At 56.2% G+C, this 14,247-nt stretch carries 17 protein-coding genes; 3 read left to right on the top strand and 14 right to left on the bottom strand.

What is annotated here, in order from left to right:
- Positions 1-65 precede the first annotated feature (65 nt).
- Positions 66-1,406: a DUF438 domain-containing protein gene (locus E3E28_RS08535; RefSeq protein ID WP_167914741.1), complete on the top strand. Its 1,341-nt coding sequence runs from the start codon at positions 66-68 to the stop codon at positions 1,404-1,406.
- Position 1,407: 1 nt separating this feature from the next.
- On the top strand, positions 1,408-2,484 hold the full coding sequence (locus E3E28_RS08540) for a Xaa-Pro peptidase family protein (RefSeq protein ID WP_167914742.1): 1,077 nt from the start codon (positions 1,408-1,410) through the stop codon (positions 2,482-2,484).
- Here E3E28_RS08540 and E3E28_RS08545 read toward each other — a convergent pair.
- The gene (locus E3E28_RS08545) at positions 2,481-2,942 is read right to left on the bottom strand and encodes an Lrp/AsnC family transcriptional regulator (protein WP_167914743.1); all 462 of its coding nucleotides are present in this window, start codon (positions 2,940-2,942) and stop codon (positions 2,481-2,483) included. The genes E3E28_RS08540 and E3E28_RS08545 overlap by 4 nt on opposite strands.
- Before the next feature lie 115 nt (positions 2,943-3,057).
- On the opposite strand from E3E28_RS08545, the gene E3E28_RS08550 reads away from it, so the two are divergent.
- A complete protein-coding gene (locus E3E28_RS08550) occupies positions 3,058-4,395 on the top strand; it encodes a leucine/methionine racemase (protein WP_167914744.1) in 1,338 nt (445 codons plus the stop codon).
- 11 nt (positions 4,396-4,406) lie between these two features.
- On the opposite strand, the gene nuoI is transcribed toward E3E28_RS08550, so the two are convergent.
- From nuoI to E3E28_RS08615, 13 genes are read right to left on the bottom strand one after another with little or no spacing between them, the layout of a single operon-like run.
- On the bottom strand, positions 4,407-5,066 hold the full coding sequence (gene nuoI / locus E3E28_RS08555; RefSeq protein WP_167915363.1) for an NADH-quinone oxidoreductase subunit NuoI: 660 nt from the start codon (positions 5,064-5,066) through the stop codon (positions 4,407-4,409).
- A 5-nt stretch (positions 5,067-5,071) separates the two neighbouring features.
- On the bottom strand, positions 5,072-6,256 hold the full coding sequence (locus E3E28_RS08560; protein WP_167915364.1) for an NADH-quinone oxidoreductase subunit D: 1,185 nt from the start codon (positions 6,254-6,256) through the stop codon (positions 5,072-5,074).
- Positions 6,257-6,266: 10 nt separating this feature from the next.
- The gene (locus tag E3E28_RS08565) at positions 6,267-6,854 is read right to left on the bottom strand and encodes an NADH-quinone oxidoreductase subunit C (RefSeq protein WP_167914745.1); all 588 of its coding nucleotides are present in this window, start codon (positions 6,852-6,854) and stop codon (positions 6,267-6,269) included.
- On the bottom strand, positions 6,845-7,423 hold the full coding sequence (locus E3E28_RS08570; RefSeq protein ID WP_167914746.1) for an NADH-quinone oxidoreductase subunit B family protein: 579 nt from the start codon (positions 7,421-7,423) through the stop codon (positions 6,845-6,847). Before E3E28_RS08570 ends, E3E28_RS08565 begins: the two co-directional genes overlap by 10 nt.
- A 3-nt stretch (positions 7,424-7,426) precedes the next feature.
- Positions 7,427-8,326, bottom strand: a complete 900-nt coding sequence (locus E3E28_RS08575) for a respiratory chain complex I subunit 1 family protein (protein WP_167914747.1) — start codon at positions 8,324-8,326, stop codon at positions 7,427-7,429.
- Positions 8,327-10,174 carry a proton-conducting transporter membrane subunit gene (locus E3E28_RS08580; protein WP_167914748.1) on the bottom strand — a complete coding sequence of 616 codons (1,848 nt, stop codon included), beginning with the start codon at positions 10,172-10,174 and terminating at the stop codon, positions 8,327-8,329.
- On the bottom strand, positions 10,171-11,658 hold the full coding sequence (locus E3E28_RS08585; protein WP_167914749.1) for a proton-conducting transporter membrane subunit: 1,488 nt from the start codon (positions 11,656-11,658) through the stop codon (positions 10,171-10,173). Before E3E28_RS08585 ends, E3E28_RS08580 begins: the two co-directional genes overlap by 4 nt.
- The gene (locus E3E28_RS08590) at positions 11,655-12,011 is read right to left on the bottom strand and encodes an NADH-quinone oxidoreductase subunit K (RefSeq protein WP_167914750.1); all 357 of its coding nucleotides are present in this window, start codon (positions 12,009-12,011) and stop codon (positions 11,655-11,657) included. The genes E3E28_RS08585 and E3E28_RS08590 overlap by 4 nt, the downstream gene beginning before the upstream one ends.
- Entirely contained in the window at positions 12,008-12,715 is a 708-nt protein-coding gene (locus E3E28_RS08595; protein ID WP_167915365.1) for a Na(+)/H(+) antiporter subunit B, read from the bottom strand. The genes E3E28_RS08590 and E3E28_RS08595 overlap by 4 nt, the downstream gene beginning before the upstream one ends.
- A gap of 2 nt (positions 12,716-12,717) precedes the next feature.
- Positions 12,718-13,002: a DUF4040 domain-containing protein gene (locus E3E28_RS08600; protein WP_042689374.1), complete on the bottom strand. Its 285-nt coding sequence runs from the start codon at positions 13,000-13,002 to the stop codon at positions 12,718-12,720.
- Entirely contained in the window at positions 12,999-13,394 is a 396-nt protein-coding gene (gene mnhG, locus E3E28_RS08605; RefSeq protein WP_167914751.1) for a monovalent cation/H(+) antiporter subunit G, read from the bottom strand. The genes E3E28_RS08600 and mnhG overlap by 4 nt, the downstream gene beginning before the upstream one ends.
- Complete coding sequence (locus tag E3E28_RS08610) at positions 13,391-13,645, bottom strand: monovalent cation/H+ antiporter complex subunit F (RefSeq protein WP_042689377.1); 255 nt, start codon at positions 13,643-13,645, stop codon at positions 13,391-13,393. Before E3E28_RS08610 ends, mnhG begins: the two co-directional genes overlap by 4 nt.
- Positions 13,642-14,175, bottom strand: coding sequence for a Na+/H+ antiporter subunit E (locus tag E3E28_RS08615; protein ID WP_167914752.1), 534 nt, complete (start codon positions 14,173-14,175; stop codon positions 13,642-13,644). Before E3E28_RS08615 ends, E3E28_RS08610 begins: the two co-directional genes overlap by 4 nt.
- Between the last annotated feature and the right edge of the window lie 72 nt (positions 14,176-14,247).

Below are 14,247 nucleotides of genomic sequence, written 5' to 3' on the forward strand. Positions count from 1 at the left end.
GTACACATTTCTGCCCAGAAAGACTTAAATATGTCCCTCATGACATTTGTCATGAAGGTGGTATCATGACCGAATTGCTCTCAAACCGCGGGCAGAAGAAGGAAGCCCTGAAGGCCCTTCTCCTCAGGATTCATAACGGTGAGGACGTTAATTCGCTCAAGGAGGAATTCCGGGCAGTTCTAAGCTCGATATCTCCCCTTGAGATTCCAATCATCGAGCAGGAGCTCGTGAAGGAAGGCGTTTCCGCCAAGGACATCGCCAAGATGTGCGACCTTCACGTCGAGCTCTTCAGGGAGGCCGTGAAGGGAACGGACGAGGTTGAGGAGAAGGAACTTCCCGAGGGACATCCCCTCTGGGTTCGCTACATGGAGAACAGGGAAATCCTCAAGGACGCTGAGATGCTGAACCTCTACGCGAGAACCCTCGCAACGACGAGAGACGAGCGCATGAGAGAGGAAATCCTTGGAGTTCTGGAGGAGCTCGTGGGGAACCTCCGAAAGGTCGGCTTCACCCACTACAACCGCGACGAGATGCTGACGTTTCCCTACATTGAGAGGAGGGGTTTGACGGCCATAGCAACCGTTCTCTGGACGAAACACGACGAGATAAGGTTCATGCTAAAGCACCTTTACGGACTTCTGGCCCGGAGGGATGAGATGCCCTGGGAGGAGTTCGTGGAGCGCTTCAAAGCGAAAGCGGGCGAGACATCCTTTGCGCTGAGCGATATGGTCTTCAGGGAGAACAACATCTACTATCCAACCCTCAAAGCCCTCCTCAGCGACGGCGAGTGGAAGGCTATACGAATGCAGGACGACGAGATTGGTTACTACAAGGTGAACCCGCCTGTATGGGACCCCGGAGAGGACGTTAAACCTCTCCACCCCTGGCAAATTAACCCGGAGCTGAGCGCGGAGGAACTGCTAAGCCTTCCAAAGGAGGTTCAGCAGGCCCTTAGGGGCCAGCCCCTGGAGTTTGACAAAGGCCAGCTGAGGCGCGAGGGGGACATCGACCTCGGCACGGGCTTCGTGAGCGTCGAGGAGATTAAGGCGATATTCGAGGCCCTTCCCGTTGACGTTACCTTCATCGACAGGGACGACCGCGTTCGGTTCTTCTCCCCGGGCGAGAGGATATTCACGAGGACACCATCGATTCTCGGAAGGCCGGTCCAGCTCTGCCACCCTCCGAAGAGCGTTCACATCGTTAACAAAATTCTGAGGGCCTTCAAGGAGGGCAGAAAAAGGGAGGCAACGTTCTGGCTCAGGCTTGGCCCGAAGTACGTCTACATCAAGTACGTGCCCCTCTTTGACAGGAACGGAAACTACCTAGGAACCCTTGAGATTACGATGGACATCGGAGAGTATAAGAGGATAGAGGGCGAGAAGAGACTGCTCGACTGGAGGGATTGAGATGCGCGGGGATGAGAGAATCTTTAAAAAACGGGTTGAGCGCTTTCAGGGGCTTTTGAGGGAGAAAGAGATAGACGGTGCCGTCATCAGGACGCTGTCCAGCTTCATATACTTCACAGGAACCAAGTGGCTCAGGCCGAGCCTGTTCATACCCGCTGAGGGAGAGCCGGTCGTTTTTGTCGTTAAGGGAGAGGCAAAGCTGTTCAAGGAGAGGAGCTGGGTTGAGAACGTTGTGGAATACCAGCGCGTTGAAGACCTCATGGCCGGTGTCGTCAGCTGGGTTCACAGGAACGGCATGGAGAGGGTCGGCCTCGAGTTCGGGGTCGAGAGGGACGCGTATCTCATCTTCCTCAAGCTCTTCCAGAGGCTCAACCCAACGGTGGAAGTTGTCGATGTGCTCGACCTCACGATGAGCCTGAGGATGATAAAGGACGAGTGGGAGCTTGACAACATCAGGAAGGCGGGGGAGATAGCACGGAAGGGAATGAAGGTGGCCGAGGAAGTCATAAAGCCCGGTGTCAGTGAGCTGGAGATAGCGGCGGAGGTAATGAGGGAGCTCATGCTCAGCGGAAGCGAGGAGCCCAAGGTGTACGTCTCAACGACTCCAAGGGCCCACGCCGAGCCTTTCCGCGACCTGAAGGTTCCCGAGAACGGAGTCGTTACCGTCGTTATCGGAACCGACTGGAACCACTACTACGCCAACACCGCGAGGACTTTCATCGTTGGTGAACCCGGCGAGAGAGTTAAGAAGGCGATAGAAGTCAAGAGAGATGCCTACGAACTCGCCCTGCAGGAAACGAGGGTTGGGGTTTCGCTGAACGCCGTTGAGAAGAAGCTGTTTACCTTTTTCCGGGAGAGGGGCTTTGAGGGCTCTTACATAGCCGGTTACACCCACGGCGTTGGCCTGCTCATCGAGGAACTCCCCATGCCGACGATAGTCGTGCCCACGAGGGCCGAAAAGGTCCGCGAGAACATGGTTCTGAGCGTTATCCACTCCCCGCTCATGATTCCGGAGGGAGCAATAAAGCACGAGGACACCTACATCGTCAAAAAGGATGGGTTGGAGAAGGTGACCTAAAACACCCTTGCGTAGCCCCACTTCTTCACGCTCGTTAGGATTGAGGTTTCCGTGCTCTTTATCCCCTCTATTCTGCCGAGCTTTTCAACGAGGAAGTTCTCGAGTTCCTGCAAATCCCTCACGGTTACCTGCATCAGTATGTCGTGGGCCCCGGTCGCTATGCCCAGGACGTCCACCTCGGGAAGCTCCTTCAACTTCTCAACGGCTTCCTTTATCTTGCTCGGTTCCACGTCAACGGCTATGAACGCCACAACTGAGTAGCCCGCCTTGAAGGGGTTTATGAGGGCGACGAACTTCCTTATGATTCCCCTCTCAACAAGCTTTTTAACCCTGAGCCTGACCGTTGATTCCGGCACCTTAAGCCTTCTCGCTATCTCCGAGTAGCTGGCCCTCCCGTCCTCCTGGAGGATGTGGAGTATCGCCCTGTCGAGTTCGTCAAGTCGTTCAATCTCAGCCATTTTAGCCCACCAATTTTGAATTTTTGTGATGTTATTTTTAAAGTTTTCCGCTAATTTCGCAAAAATTAACCGAAATTCCTATTAATTCCAAACACATATGGTTAACGGTGGTTCCATGTTGCCCCCAAAGGATGAGGTTATCAATGGTTACTCCCGCTACATTTCGCGCGCATCCCACGTTACCTACGCCCCAATCGTCCCCTACAAAGCTCGAAACGCCCTCGTCTGGGATGTGAAGGGAAAGGAGTACATAGACTTCCTGAGCGATGCGGCCGTTCAGAACGTCGGGCACAACAACCCGAGGGTCGTTGAGGCCGTCAAAAAGACCGCCGAGAGGTTGCTTCACTTCACCTTCATCTACGGCTTTCCGGTGGAGCCTTACCTGCTCGCCAAGAAGCTGAGCGAACTTGCCCCGGTTGAGAACGCGAAGGTTGCCTTCGGCCTCAGCGGGAGCGACGCCAATGACGGGGCCATAAAGTTCGCGAGGGCCTACACTGGAAGGAGGTCTGTAATCGGCTACCTCAGGAGCTACTACGGCTCTACCTACGGTGCCATGAGCGTTACCGGTCTCGATTTTGAGGTTCGTTCGAAGGTCGGCCAGCTCAGCGACATTCACTTCATACCGTATCCAAACTGCTACCGCTGTCCCTTCGGGAAAGAACCGGGGAAGTGCCGTATGGAGTGCCTTGAGTACCTCAAGGAGAAGTTCGAGGGAGAGGTTCATGCGGAAGGCGTCGCTCTTCTCTTGGCGGAGCCGATACAGGGCGATGCGGGAATGGTGGTTCCCCCCGAGGGCTACTTCAGGAAGCTCAAAAGGCTCCTCGACGAACACGGCATCCTCCTCGGCGTTGACGAAGTCCAGAGCGGTCTCGGGAGGACGGGTAAGTGGTTTGCCATCGAGCACTTCGGCGTTGAGCCCGATTTAATAACCCTCGCAAAGCCCCTTGGCGGGGGACTTCCGATAAGCGCAATCGTCGGAAGGGCCGAGATAATGGATTCCCTTCCCCCTCTCGGTCATGCGTTCACCCTCTCGGGAAACCCCGTCGCGAGTGCCGCGGCTTTAGCCGTCATCGAGGAAATCGAGGAGAAGAACCTCCTCCAGAGGGCTGAAACGCTTGGAAGGAAGGCCAGGGACAGGCTTGAAAGAATGAGGAAACGGCACGAGCTCATCGGTGACGTCCGCGGACTTGGCCTGATGCTCGGCGTTGACCTCGTTAAGGACAGGGAAACCAAGGAAAGGGCTTACGACGAGGCCAAGAAGGTCGTCTGGAGGGCCTACGAGCTGGGCCTAATCGTCGCCTTTCTCCAAGGCAATGTGCTGAGGATTCAGCCCCCTCTGACAATAGAGGAGGAGCTCCTTGATGAGGGCCTTGACAGGCTTGAGGAAGCAATCGAGGACGTGGAGGAAGGCAGGGTTCCCGATGAAGTCCTGGAAAAGGTGCAGGGATGGTAAAAGAAAGAAAGTCATTCCTTCTTCTCGGCCTTTTCGGCCGTCTCTTCCTTCTTCTCGGCGGGTTTGGTGGCTTTGGTGGCGGGTTTGGCGGGCGTGGGCTTCTTGGGTGGTCGTATGCCGTAGCCGAGTATCTTGAACTCGAAAACCTCTCCGTCGCGGAGGTGGTAGCGGTAGGTTCCATCGCCGAGCTTCTCAATCTTAACGACCGGGAAGCGGTAGTCGCCGTACCTCTCATTGAGCTCCCTGACCTTGTCAGGGTGAATCGGCACCCAGTTGAAGAGCTCGAGGGCATCCTCAGTTCCGTCGGTCGTCAGGATGTATGCCTCGCTGAAGCCGAGCGCCCCCGTCGGGCAGACGTCGACGCAGAACTGGCAGAACGTACAGCGGCCGTAGTCAACCTTCGGGTGGGGTCTCTTCTCCATCTTGCCGTCCACTTCGAGCCAGGTCATCTCTATTGCCCTCGCCGGGCATATCTGACCGCAGAAGTTACAGCCGACGCACTTCTTCCAGTCGAGCGTGTGGAATCCCCTGTACTTTGGAGCGGGCTCTATCTTCTCGAAGGGTATCTTTATCGTCACGGGCTTCTTGAAGAGGTACTTGATGCCCATCCAGGGCTTGACGAAGGACTTCTTGAGCTTGACCTTTTCCTCACCAACGACTCTCGCGGGCATCGTCATCACCTGTCTATGTCGGGCGGACAGTTGTCAAGGGTCTTCAATATGACCGGCACGTCGGCGAGGCGGGCTCCCTTGAGGAGCTCCTCAAGCACCGTAACTCCGTGGCTCTGGCTCGGTCCGCGTATGTGGACGCGGTAGGGCTTGTGGCTTCCGTCGCTGACGACGTAGGCTCCGAAGTCTCCCTTGGTGCTCTCCACATGGGCGAAGGCGTCTCCGGCTGGAACCTTGAACCTCGGCAGGTTCTTGAGCTTGGGGTCCTTGACCATGTACGGTCCGCTCGGTGGTCCCATGTCGAGGAGCTGTTCGAGTATGTAGAGGTCCTGCTCCAGCTCGTACCTCCTGACGAGAACCCTCGCGAGGCTGTCGCCCTTCTTCAGTATGGGCACCTCGAAGTCGAGCTCTGGGTAGAGGTAATAGGGGTCGTCCTTCCTGACGTCGTAGGGAACTCCAACGGCCCTGAGGTTCGGCCCGGTGACGGCGTGCTTGAGGGCAAACTTCTTGTCCATAACTCCGACGCCTTCAGTCCTCTCGAAGGTTATGTAGTTGTCAAAGAGTATCTCATCGAAGTCCTTGAGCTTGGACTTGATGTATTCAACAGTGTCCCTCAACTGCCTCAGCCACTTGTCACCGGGTATGTCCCTTCTGACTCCTCCCGGGACTGTGTAGATGTGGTAAACCCTTCCGCCGGTGAGCTCCTCGAAGAGGCGCATGAGCCTCTCACGGTAGGCAGCGGCCCACTGACCCGGTGTGTAGAGACCTATCTCGTTTCCAAAGCCCATTATCCAGAACATCCACGCCGCTACCCTCGCCATCTCAAGAACGGTTGTCCTAATCCATATCGCCCTCTCTGGAACCTCCCAGCCGATGATTTCATCGACGGCCATCGAGTAGATGTTCTCGGGCACGTCGCTCTCGGGAACACAGATACGGAGGAGCAGGGCGATGTTGGTGAAGTAGGGCCTCTGCTCGGCAAGCTTCTCGAAACCTCTGTGAAGGAATCCTGGGTTGACTATGGCCTTCTCTATCCTGTTGCCGTCCATTTTGAGGATTATGCTGAAGTTCTCGGTTGCCATGTGCTGTGGACCGAAGAACAACTCGTAGGTGTCCTTCGCTATCGGGGTGAGGTACATGTCGTGCTTTCTCGCCTCTTCCTTAAGCTCCTTTGGAACCTCCAAATTCGCCATGAGCATCACCTCATATCACGTAGTTCGTCTTACTCTCGTCGTACCTGTCGAAATCGTCACCGTAGATAGCCTTGACGTAGCTCAGCGTGTTGAAGTCTTTCCTGAACGGGTGCTTCTCGTACTCCCTCGGCTCGAGGATGAACGGGCCGAGCCTCGGGTTGCCCTTGAAGTTTATGCCGAAGAACTCGTGTGCCTCCCTCTCGTAGGTCTCCGCCACCGGCCAGATGTCCATTACGGTGGGCATCTCCGCGTTCTCCCTTGGAATCCTCGTCTTGACGAAGGCGTGAACGCTCTCCGTTACGCTCCAGAGCTGGTAAACGAGCTCGAACTCCTTCTCCTTGAGCCAGTCGACGACACTTATCTGGAGGAGTATCTCAAATTTCTCGCTCGCCAGCTCAAGGAACTCGTGTATCCTCTCGGCGGGAACCTTGAACTCTATCCTTCTCTCGCGCCTGACGCTTCCCTCCGCGTAGGGAGCCTTCTCGAGGAGTTCCTTCACGAGCCTGCCCTCCTTGGTGTTCGGGAGTTCGGGCTTCTTCTCCTCGGCCTTCTCAACGGTTTCAACCTTGTTCTCAACCTTGTTATCGTTCACAGCCATGCCAACCACCTCTTGGCGTCCTTCTCACGCCATCCCTCTCCAAAGAGCTCGTCCTGGTTCTTCCTGTACCACTCGTAGTTCTCCCTATACCTCTTCCAGCCGTCCGCTTCACCACTCTCTATCTTCCTCATTATCTCCTGGATTCCGTCCATCACCGCCTCGGGCCTCGGCATACAACCGGCTATGGCCACGTCGATGGGGATGTACTTGTCAAGCTGTTTGACGACGTTGTAGGAGTCCCAGTAGACGCCACCGTTTATCGGGCAGGAGCCGTGGGCGAGGATGTACTTGGGGTCTGGCATCATCTCGTAGGTTATGATGATTCTCTTCAGCGTTTTTGGTGTGACGTAGCCCGTAATCAGGAACAGGTCGGCCATCCTCGGGGCGGGGTTTGGCATCATACCGAATCTCTCGAGGTCGTATCTGGCGTTGAAGAGGGGTGGCATCTCTATACCGCCACATCCCGTACAGAACGCCACTATCCACAGGCTCTTCTTTCTCGCCCATCTAAAGAGGGGCTCAAAGAGCTTGAACTCCTTGAGCTCGTAGCTTATGAAGTCCTCTCCCATCTTTCACCACCCCATCGTGAGGATTACGGCTATTATTCCCAGTATCGTCGGCCACTTCCAGAAGAACTTCGCGGCCTGGTCGATGGTGAAGCGCGGGTAGATGCTGGCGACGAATATCGCTATGAAGAGCACCGCTATCTGCTTGACGAGGAGCTCGAGCAAGTTACTCGCTCCGCCGAGGAAGAGCACCGCGAAGAACGCTGTCTCGGCGAAGAGCTGAACCGCGTGCTGGGTGAAGAGCAGTGCCGCGTGCTTGCCACCGTACTCGACCATTGGACCCATGGAGATTTCCGCCGGGGCCGCGATGACGTCGAAGGGCTCAAGGCCAAGCATTGCCTGGAATACTATGTCGAAGACTATGAACGCGAGGAACAGCGCCGGAACGGTTATGCTCCAGCCGTGAATCTGCTGGAGTGCCACTATGTTGCTAAGCTTGAAGGTTCCCCAGTGCTGGATTAACGCTATCAGCGCGAGACCGTACGGTAACTGCATGGCGACCATGGTGAGCAGACCACGCTGGACACCGACGGCCGAGTACGGGTTGCCCGAGCTCATTGCACCGAGCATTATTCCGAGCATCGGCACCTCAAGGAGATACGCTACGACGATGAGGTCTGCGTTACTGCTGAAGAGCTGGAAGTTGGCGATGGGTATGAAGAGGAGCGCCGCTATGCTCGCTCCGAGCGCAAACACTGGACCGAAGTCGTAGATGAAGCCGTGGCTTATGCTCTCCTTCTTTCCGAGCAACTTGAGGGTATCGATGAGGGGCTGGTATATCGGAGGTCCTACGCGCCTCTGGATTCTCGCCATGGCCTTCCTCTCGATACCCATGAAGATGAACCCCATGAAGGTGGCGTAGATTATCATGCCGATTGCCTCAAGGGCGAGCTTCCAGTCAAACATTCACAACACCCCCCACAGTGCCAGGATTAGGAGTATGACCGCCAGATACCAGGCGTAACTCTGGACGTTTCCGTTGTAGAACCCTTCCCTCAGGGAGTCCGCAAAGTCCTCGAACATGCCGGCAAGGCGCTCGTAGAACCTGTCCCAGCTGTACTTGAGCCAGAAGTCCAAAGCTTCCGCCAGTGGCCTGTAGAAGTTCCTCCTTATGCTGAGGTTGTAGTCCTCGGTGACGGGGTTACCCGACTGGTAGGTGTCGGTGACGGGGACCTTCCTGGCCTTCGCTCCGTAGATGAATATGAGTCCCGCTATTGCAAGGCCAAGGACGAGAATTACCGTCACGAGGAGGGCGTTGTAGGTTCCTGTTGGTGTCACAAGCTTGAAGTAGTCACCGCCGACGGGGTTTCCAAGGAACTTTCCAAGGTACTTCGTGACGAGGCCCGGGGCGATACCGAAGACGAGGTTCGGGATAGCCAGTATCGCCATGCCTATAAGGAGCGGGAGCGGTGCTTCCTTGACGTCCTCAAGGTCGTTCGGTCTCTGACCGAACCAGACCGCGTAGAGGAACCTGACGACGTAGGCGAAGGCCAGACCGCTTCCAAGGAATATCGCGCCGGCAACGAGGGGCATGTGCGCGCTTATGGCAGCTTCATAGAGGAGCCACTTGCTGGCAAAGCCTGCCATCGGCGGGATTCCGGCGAGGCTGAGGACTGCTATGAGGGCCATCGCGAAGGTTATGGGCATCTTCTCAGCAAGACCACCGAAGTCCTCGAACTTGGTCTTGCCGGTTCTCAGGATAAGCGCCGCGACAACGAGCCAGAACAGGCCCTTGAAGACCGCGTGGCTGAGGACGTGGAAGAGGGCTCCAACGAATCCAAGTGAGGTGCCGATACCGAGACCCAGGAGGATGTAGCCGACTTGGCTGATTGATGAATAGGCGAAGAGCTTCCTGATGTCCTCTTGGAGGACCGCGAGGAAGCCAGCGACGACGACGGTTATCGCACCGAGCCACGCTATGATGTACCCAAACACGAGGTGGCCGTGCCAGACTCCGAGGGCGTAGTAGAGCTTGGCACCCATCAGGATGTAGAGGAGCAGGAATCCATAGGCTCCCGCCTTGCTGAGAGCTCCGCTGAAGAAGGTAGTGTAGCTCTGGTCAACCTCGCTGTAGGCACCGGGTGCCCAGACGTGGAGCGGAACGGCACCGGCTTTGACGCCGAAGGCAGTCAGGAACAGCAGGAACACGAGTGCCGTGAGGCTCTTGCTCATGCTTCCGAGCATTGCGTCCATGTAAAGGGCCTGTCTGATTGCCCCGAAGTCGAGCGCTCCGGTCTTTGCGTAGAGTATTCCAATCGCAATGAGCATCGCGTAGGCTCCGATGACGCTGAGCACGAAGTACTTGAGGGACTCGTGCCTGTTCCTCTTGAGCACCATCATGAAGCTCGCGAAGGTCATGAGCTCCCAGAACAGGAAGAAACCCACGAAGTCCTGGCTGAGGAAGACTCCGAGGACACCTGTGTAGCTCATGAGAGCGAAGAGCCACTCGTAAGAGCTCCTTGAGGTGCTGGCCATTCCAAAGGCCATCGCAACGCCGACGAGCGAGGCTATTACCGCGAAGTACCAGCTTATCATATTGAGCTGGAAGACTAACTTGAAGCCTCCTACCGTTATTGTGTGAGTCACGGTTCCGGAGGCGCTACTGCTTATCGTCTGGTAGTACTTAGCGAGTATTCCCAGGGGAACCGCTGCACCAATGATTCCAACAATCTCGCGTATTCCCCTGATGTCGAGGGCCCAGGCTATGAAGCCCGCCACCAGAGGTGCGAAGAGCATTATCATGAGCTCGTTCATGCTCCCACCCCCATCAACGGGACGTTCTTAATGTACTGGGCGACGTTGAAGATGTCGCTTCCCGCCTTCTGGGAGATGCTCCAGAGGTAGTTCGGGTAGATTCCGATGGCAATCACGAGTATCACCAGGGCAACCACTATGGCCACGAGCGGGATGCTCTCTGAAATCCTCTCACCCTCTCCCTCGAACCAGATGGTGTGAATCAGCCTGAAGTAATAGACCGCCTCCACGACGCTGGCGCCAAGGACGAGGAAAGCAGCCCAGGTGTAGCCCACTTGAAGTGTTGCGAGGATTATCCTGAGCTTGCTCCAGAAGATGTTGAACAGTGGTATTCCAACGGCGGCAAAGGCACCAACTGTTATTCCAAAGGCGGTAACTGGCATCCTCTTGCCGAGCCCGCGGAAGTTCTCAATCTCGGCCCCTCCGAGCTGTATCGCGACGTAGCCGACGCCGAGGAACAGGAGGACCTTGATTATGGCGTGGTTTATCATCTGGAAGACTCCTGCATCAACGCCCGCCTGGGTTCCGAGGGCAAAGGCGAGAGCTATGAGTCCGACCTGGCTGATTGACGAGTAGGCTATCATCCTCTTGACGTTCCTCTGCCTCAACGCCGAGAACTCCGCTACGACGACTGTGAGGGTGGCCATAACCACGAGGAGCTTGAGGACGTTGTGCCAGGTTCCGACAGAGCTCATGAGGTAGAGAACCCTGGCCATCGCGTAGAGGCCGGCCTTGACGACGAAGGCCGAGAACATGGCCGTTACCGGATGAGGTGAGGCCTGGTAGGCGTCGGGTGCCCACGCGTTGAGCGGGAAGAGCTCCGCCTCGACGGCGAGGCCAAAGATTATGAGCGCCAGTCCGACCTGGGCAACGGTCGGGTTGATGTGGCCGGCGAGCTGGGCTATCTGGGCCATGTTGAGCGTTCCGGTGGCACCGTAGATTAGCGCGACGCCGATAAGGAAGAAGCTCGAGCCGATTCCTCCGAGAATCATGTACTTGAGTGATGCTTCAGCAGCTTCACCGGTCTTGTTGTAAGCTGTCAGCGCGTAGGCCGTTATGGCGGTTATCTCCATGAAGACAAAGAGGTTGAAGATGTCGCCGGTCGCTATCATTCCAGTGGCTCCGAGCATCAGCAGAAGGAACAGCATGGCGTACTTGTCTATGGGCTCAACGTCGACTGCCTTGAAGTTGAAGACGGCCATGAGGAAGCTCGCCAAGGCCACTATGAGCACGAAGAGCGAGGCGAAGTAGCCAAGGTAGAGGTTAATTCCGACCGGGGGCTTCCAGCCACCGGCGATGACGATTATTGGCTTTCCGGTTGAGTAAACCTCCTGGAAGACCCACGCCGCTATTCCGGTCTGTATCGCGGTGATTATCAGCACGTAGGTCTTTATCGCCTTCTTTCCGAGCCCCTTAATCAGGGGGACGAAGAAGGCACCGAGGAGGGGTAACGCTATGAGGAGTGAAGCGTACTGCCCGTTCATCCTCTCAACCTCCTTATCTCCTCAACGTTAAGGGTTCCGTAACGCTTGTAGAGGACTATAACAGCGCTGAGGGCCATAGCAGTGGTGGCAACGCCTATGACTATCGCCGTCAGAACGAGCGCCTGCGGAATCGGGTCAACGGCCTGGTTGGGTCCTATCCCCTCGCTCAGAATCGGCGCGCTCCTTCCGGAGATGTAGCCTATACTGACGAGGAGCAGGTTGACGCCGGTTTCCATAATGCTGAGCCCGATGAGCATCTTGAGGATGTTCTTCTTGACGAGTATCGCGTACAGGCCTATGAGCACGAGGGCGATTGAGCCGAAGTAGAACGCGCTGATGTGTGGCACGCTCATTCGCTCACCTCCTCCTTGAGCATGTTGTCGATGATTCCGCTGAGCTCGGTGCCGACCTTGAGGCCTATGATGGTGTATATTATCGGTATGAATCCACCGCTGAAGAGCCTGCCGATGTTATCGTGTCCCCAGCCCCATGTCTGCCATATCCAGTCGAAGAGGAAGTAACCGCCTATCGCGAGGCCTATGAGACCAACGATGACGTAGCTCATTCCAACGAGCCCCTCGGTCTTCTCAAAGGCCTTGTGCGGAATCTCGTATACGGTGAACGCCATGTACATGAGCAGGAACGCCGTCGCTATGGTGGCTCCTCCCGGGAAACCTCCACCCGGGGTCAGGTGTCCGTGGATGAAGATGTAGGCGCCGAACAGTATCACGAACGGAACGAGAAGCCTGGTTCCTGTTGTGAGAACTATCGAACCCTCTGTCTTCGCGGTTCTCCTCTTCTTCCTCTCCCAGAGAAGGGCTCCGACGCCGGTCGAGGCTATGAAGAGGACGGTGACCTCACCGAGGGTATCGAAGCCACGGTAGTTGACGACGACTGCCGTCACCGCGTTGACGGCACCGGTCTGTTCCTTCACGTGGTTGAGGTAGTACTGACCGACGAGCATCTTGTCCTGGCCGAAGGGAACTCCGGCGAGCCCCTGGGCGAGCCAGTAGCCGATGATAAGCAGGGTAATTATCGCGAGACCCCTCTTCAGTATGCTCACCATCTTACCCACCACCCGGGCCTCTCTTCCTCCTCGGTCTCAAAGCGCTGGGTTCTCTTTATGGCGAAGATGAATATCGCACCGCTGAGCGCGGCACCTATGGCCGCTTCGGTCATTGCCACGTCCGGCGCCTGAAGGATTAGGAACAGTATCGAGGCGAACAGGCTTACGGCGGCCATTCCAACGGCGGCCGCGAGCAGGTCCCTCCACTCAACGGCGAGTATTGCCGAGATTATCATAACGCCGATTATGATGTAGTTGATACAGGTTACGCAGTTCATTCGCTCACCTCCTCAGAGGTCTCGGAAGCCTCCTCTACCTGAGCCTTGCTCGCGAGGTGCTCGGCGTACTTGTCAACGACGCTACCGTGCCAGAGCGGAATTCCACGCTTGTACGCGGCCCTTATGAGGGCGTGGGCGCTTATCGGGTTGGTGAGCAATAGGAATCCAGCGACAGCTACCGTCTGCACTATCCACGCCGGGGAGTAGCCCTTGCCGACCGCCCAGAGGCCGGTTCCGACGATAACGCCGAGGCTTCCGAGGGTGGCGCTCTTCGTTGAGGTCTGCATCCTGTTGTAAACGTCAGGCATCCTGATTAGGCCAAGCGCCGACAGGAAGTAGAAGAACGTTCCGATTAGAACGAGGACTTCACCGATTATTGCGAGCACGCTCATAGGCCTCCCTCCAGGTAGCGGGCGAAGGCTATGACTCCACCGAAGGCGAGGAGCGCGTAGACGAGGGCAACGCTGATGTAAATCATCCTTCCATAGTAGAGCGCAAAGAGCACCATAAGTCCGGTGGTTATGGTCGTCATGATGTCCACTGCCACAAGTCTGTCAACTGTCGTCGGTCCCCTGAAGACCCTGTAGGTGCTGAGGAGCGTTGCTATCGCAATCAGGGCGAGATAAATGTTAATCCCTATCATCCGAATATCACCCTCAAGAACTTTTCAAAGGGTCTTGTTATGGCCTCGGAGGCCTTTTCAACGTGCTCAGAATCGTCCTTGGCGTTGAGCACCTCGTCCGGAACCCAAATCCAGTGGATGAAGTAGTCGTCCTCATCGACGTCGAGGGTTATCGTTCCGGGTGTAAGGGTTATCGAGTTCGCGAGCGAGAGCTTTCCGGTGTCGCTGTTGAGGACGGTTTTGCACTTGACGATTCCGGGCCTTATTGGCCTCGCCGGGTGGAGCACCCTGTAAGCAACGTCGAGGTTGGCCATTATCATAGCCCACAGGAAGTACGGTATGTAAGCTATTGCGTAGGCGACCCTCTTTGGATGGAGGTTTGCCAGTCCTGCTTTGGTGAAGACGTCGTGCGTCAGTGCCGCTACTATTAAAGCTATAACGGCTCCGGTTATCAACTCCTGGCTGTCAAGGCTGGCCGTGACGACCAGCCACAGAATAAACAGCACGATAAAAGTGTAGGCGAACTTGCTGGCGCGACTTGCTTCTTCCATACTCAACCCTCCGGAGGTTGATGCACTCATTTGGAGTGACTATCGAAGGTTGCCAACCATAACTTATAAACC

It is taken from the genome of Thermococcus sp. 21S9, from assembly GCF_012027635.1.
Taxonomy (GTDB): Archaea; Methanobacteriota_B; Thermococci; order Thermococcales; family Thermococcaceae; genus Thermococcus.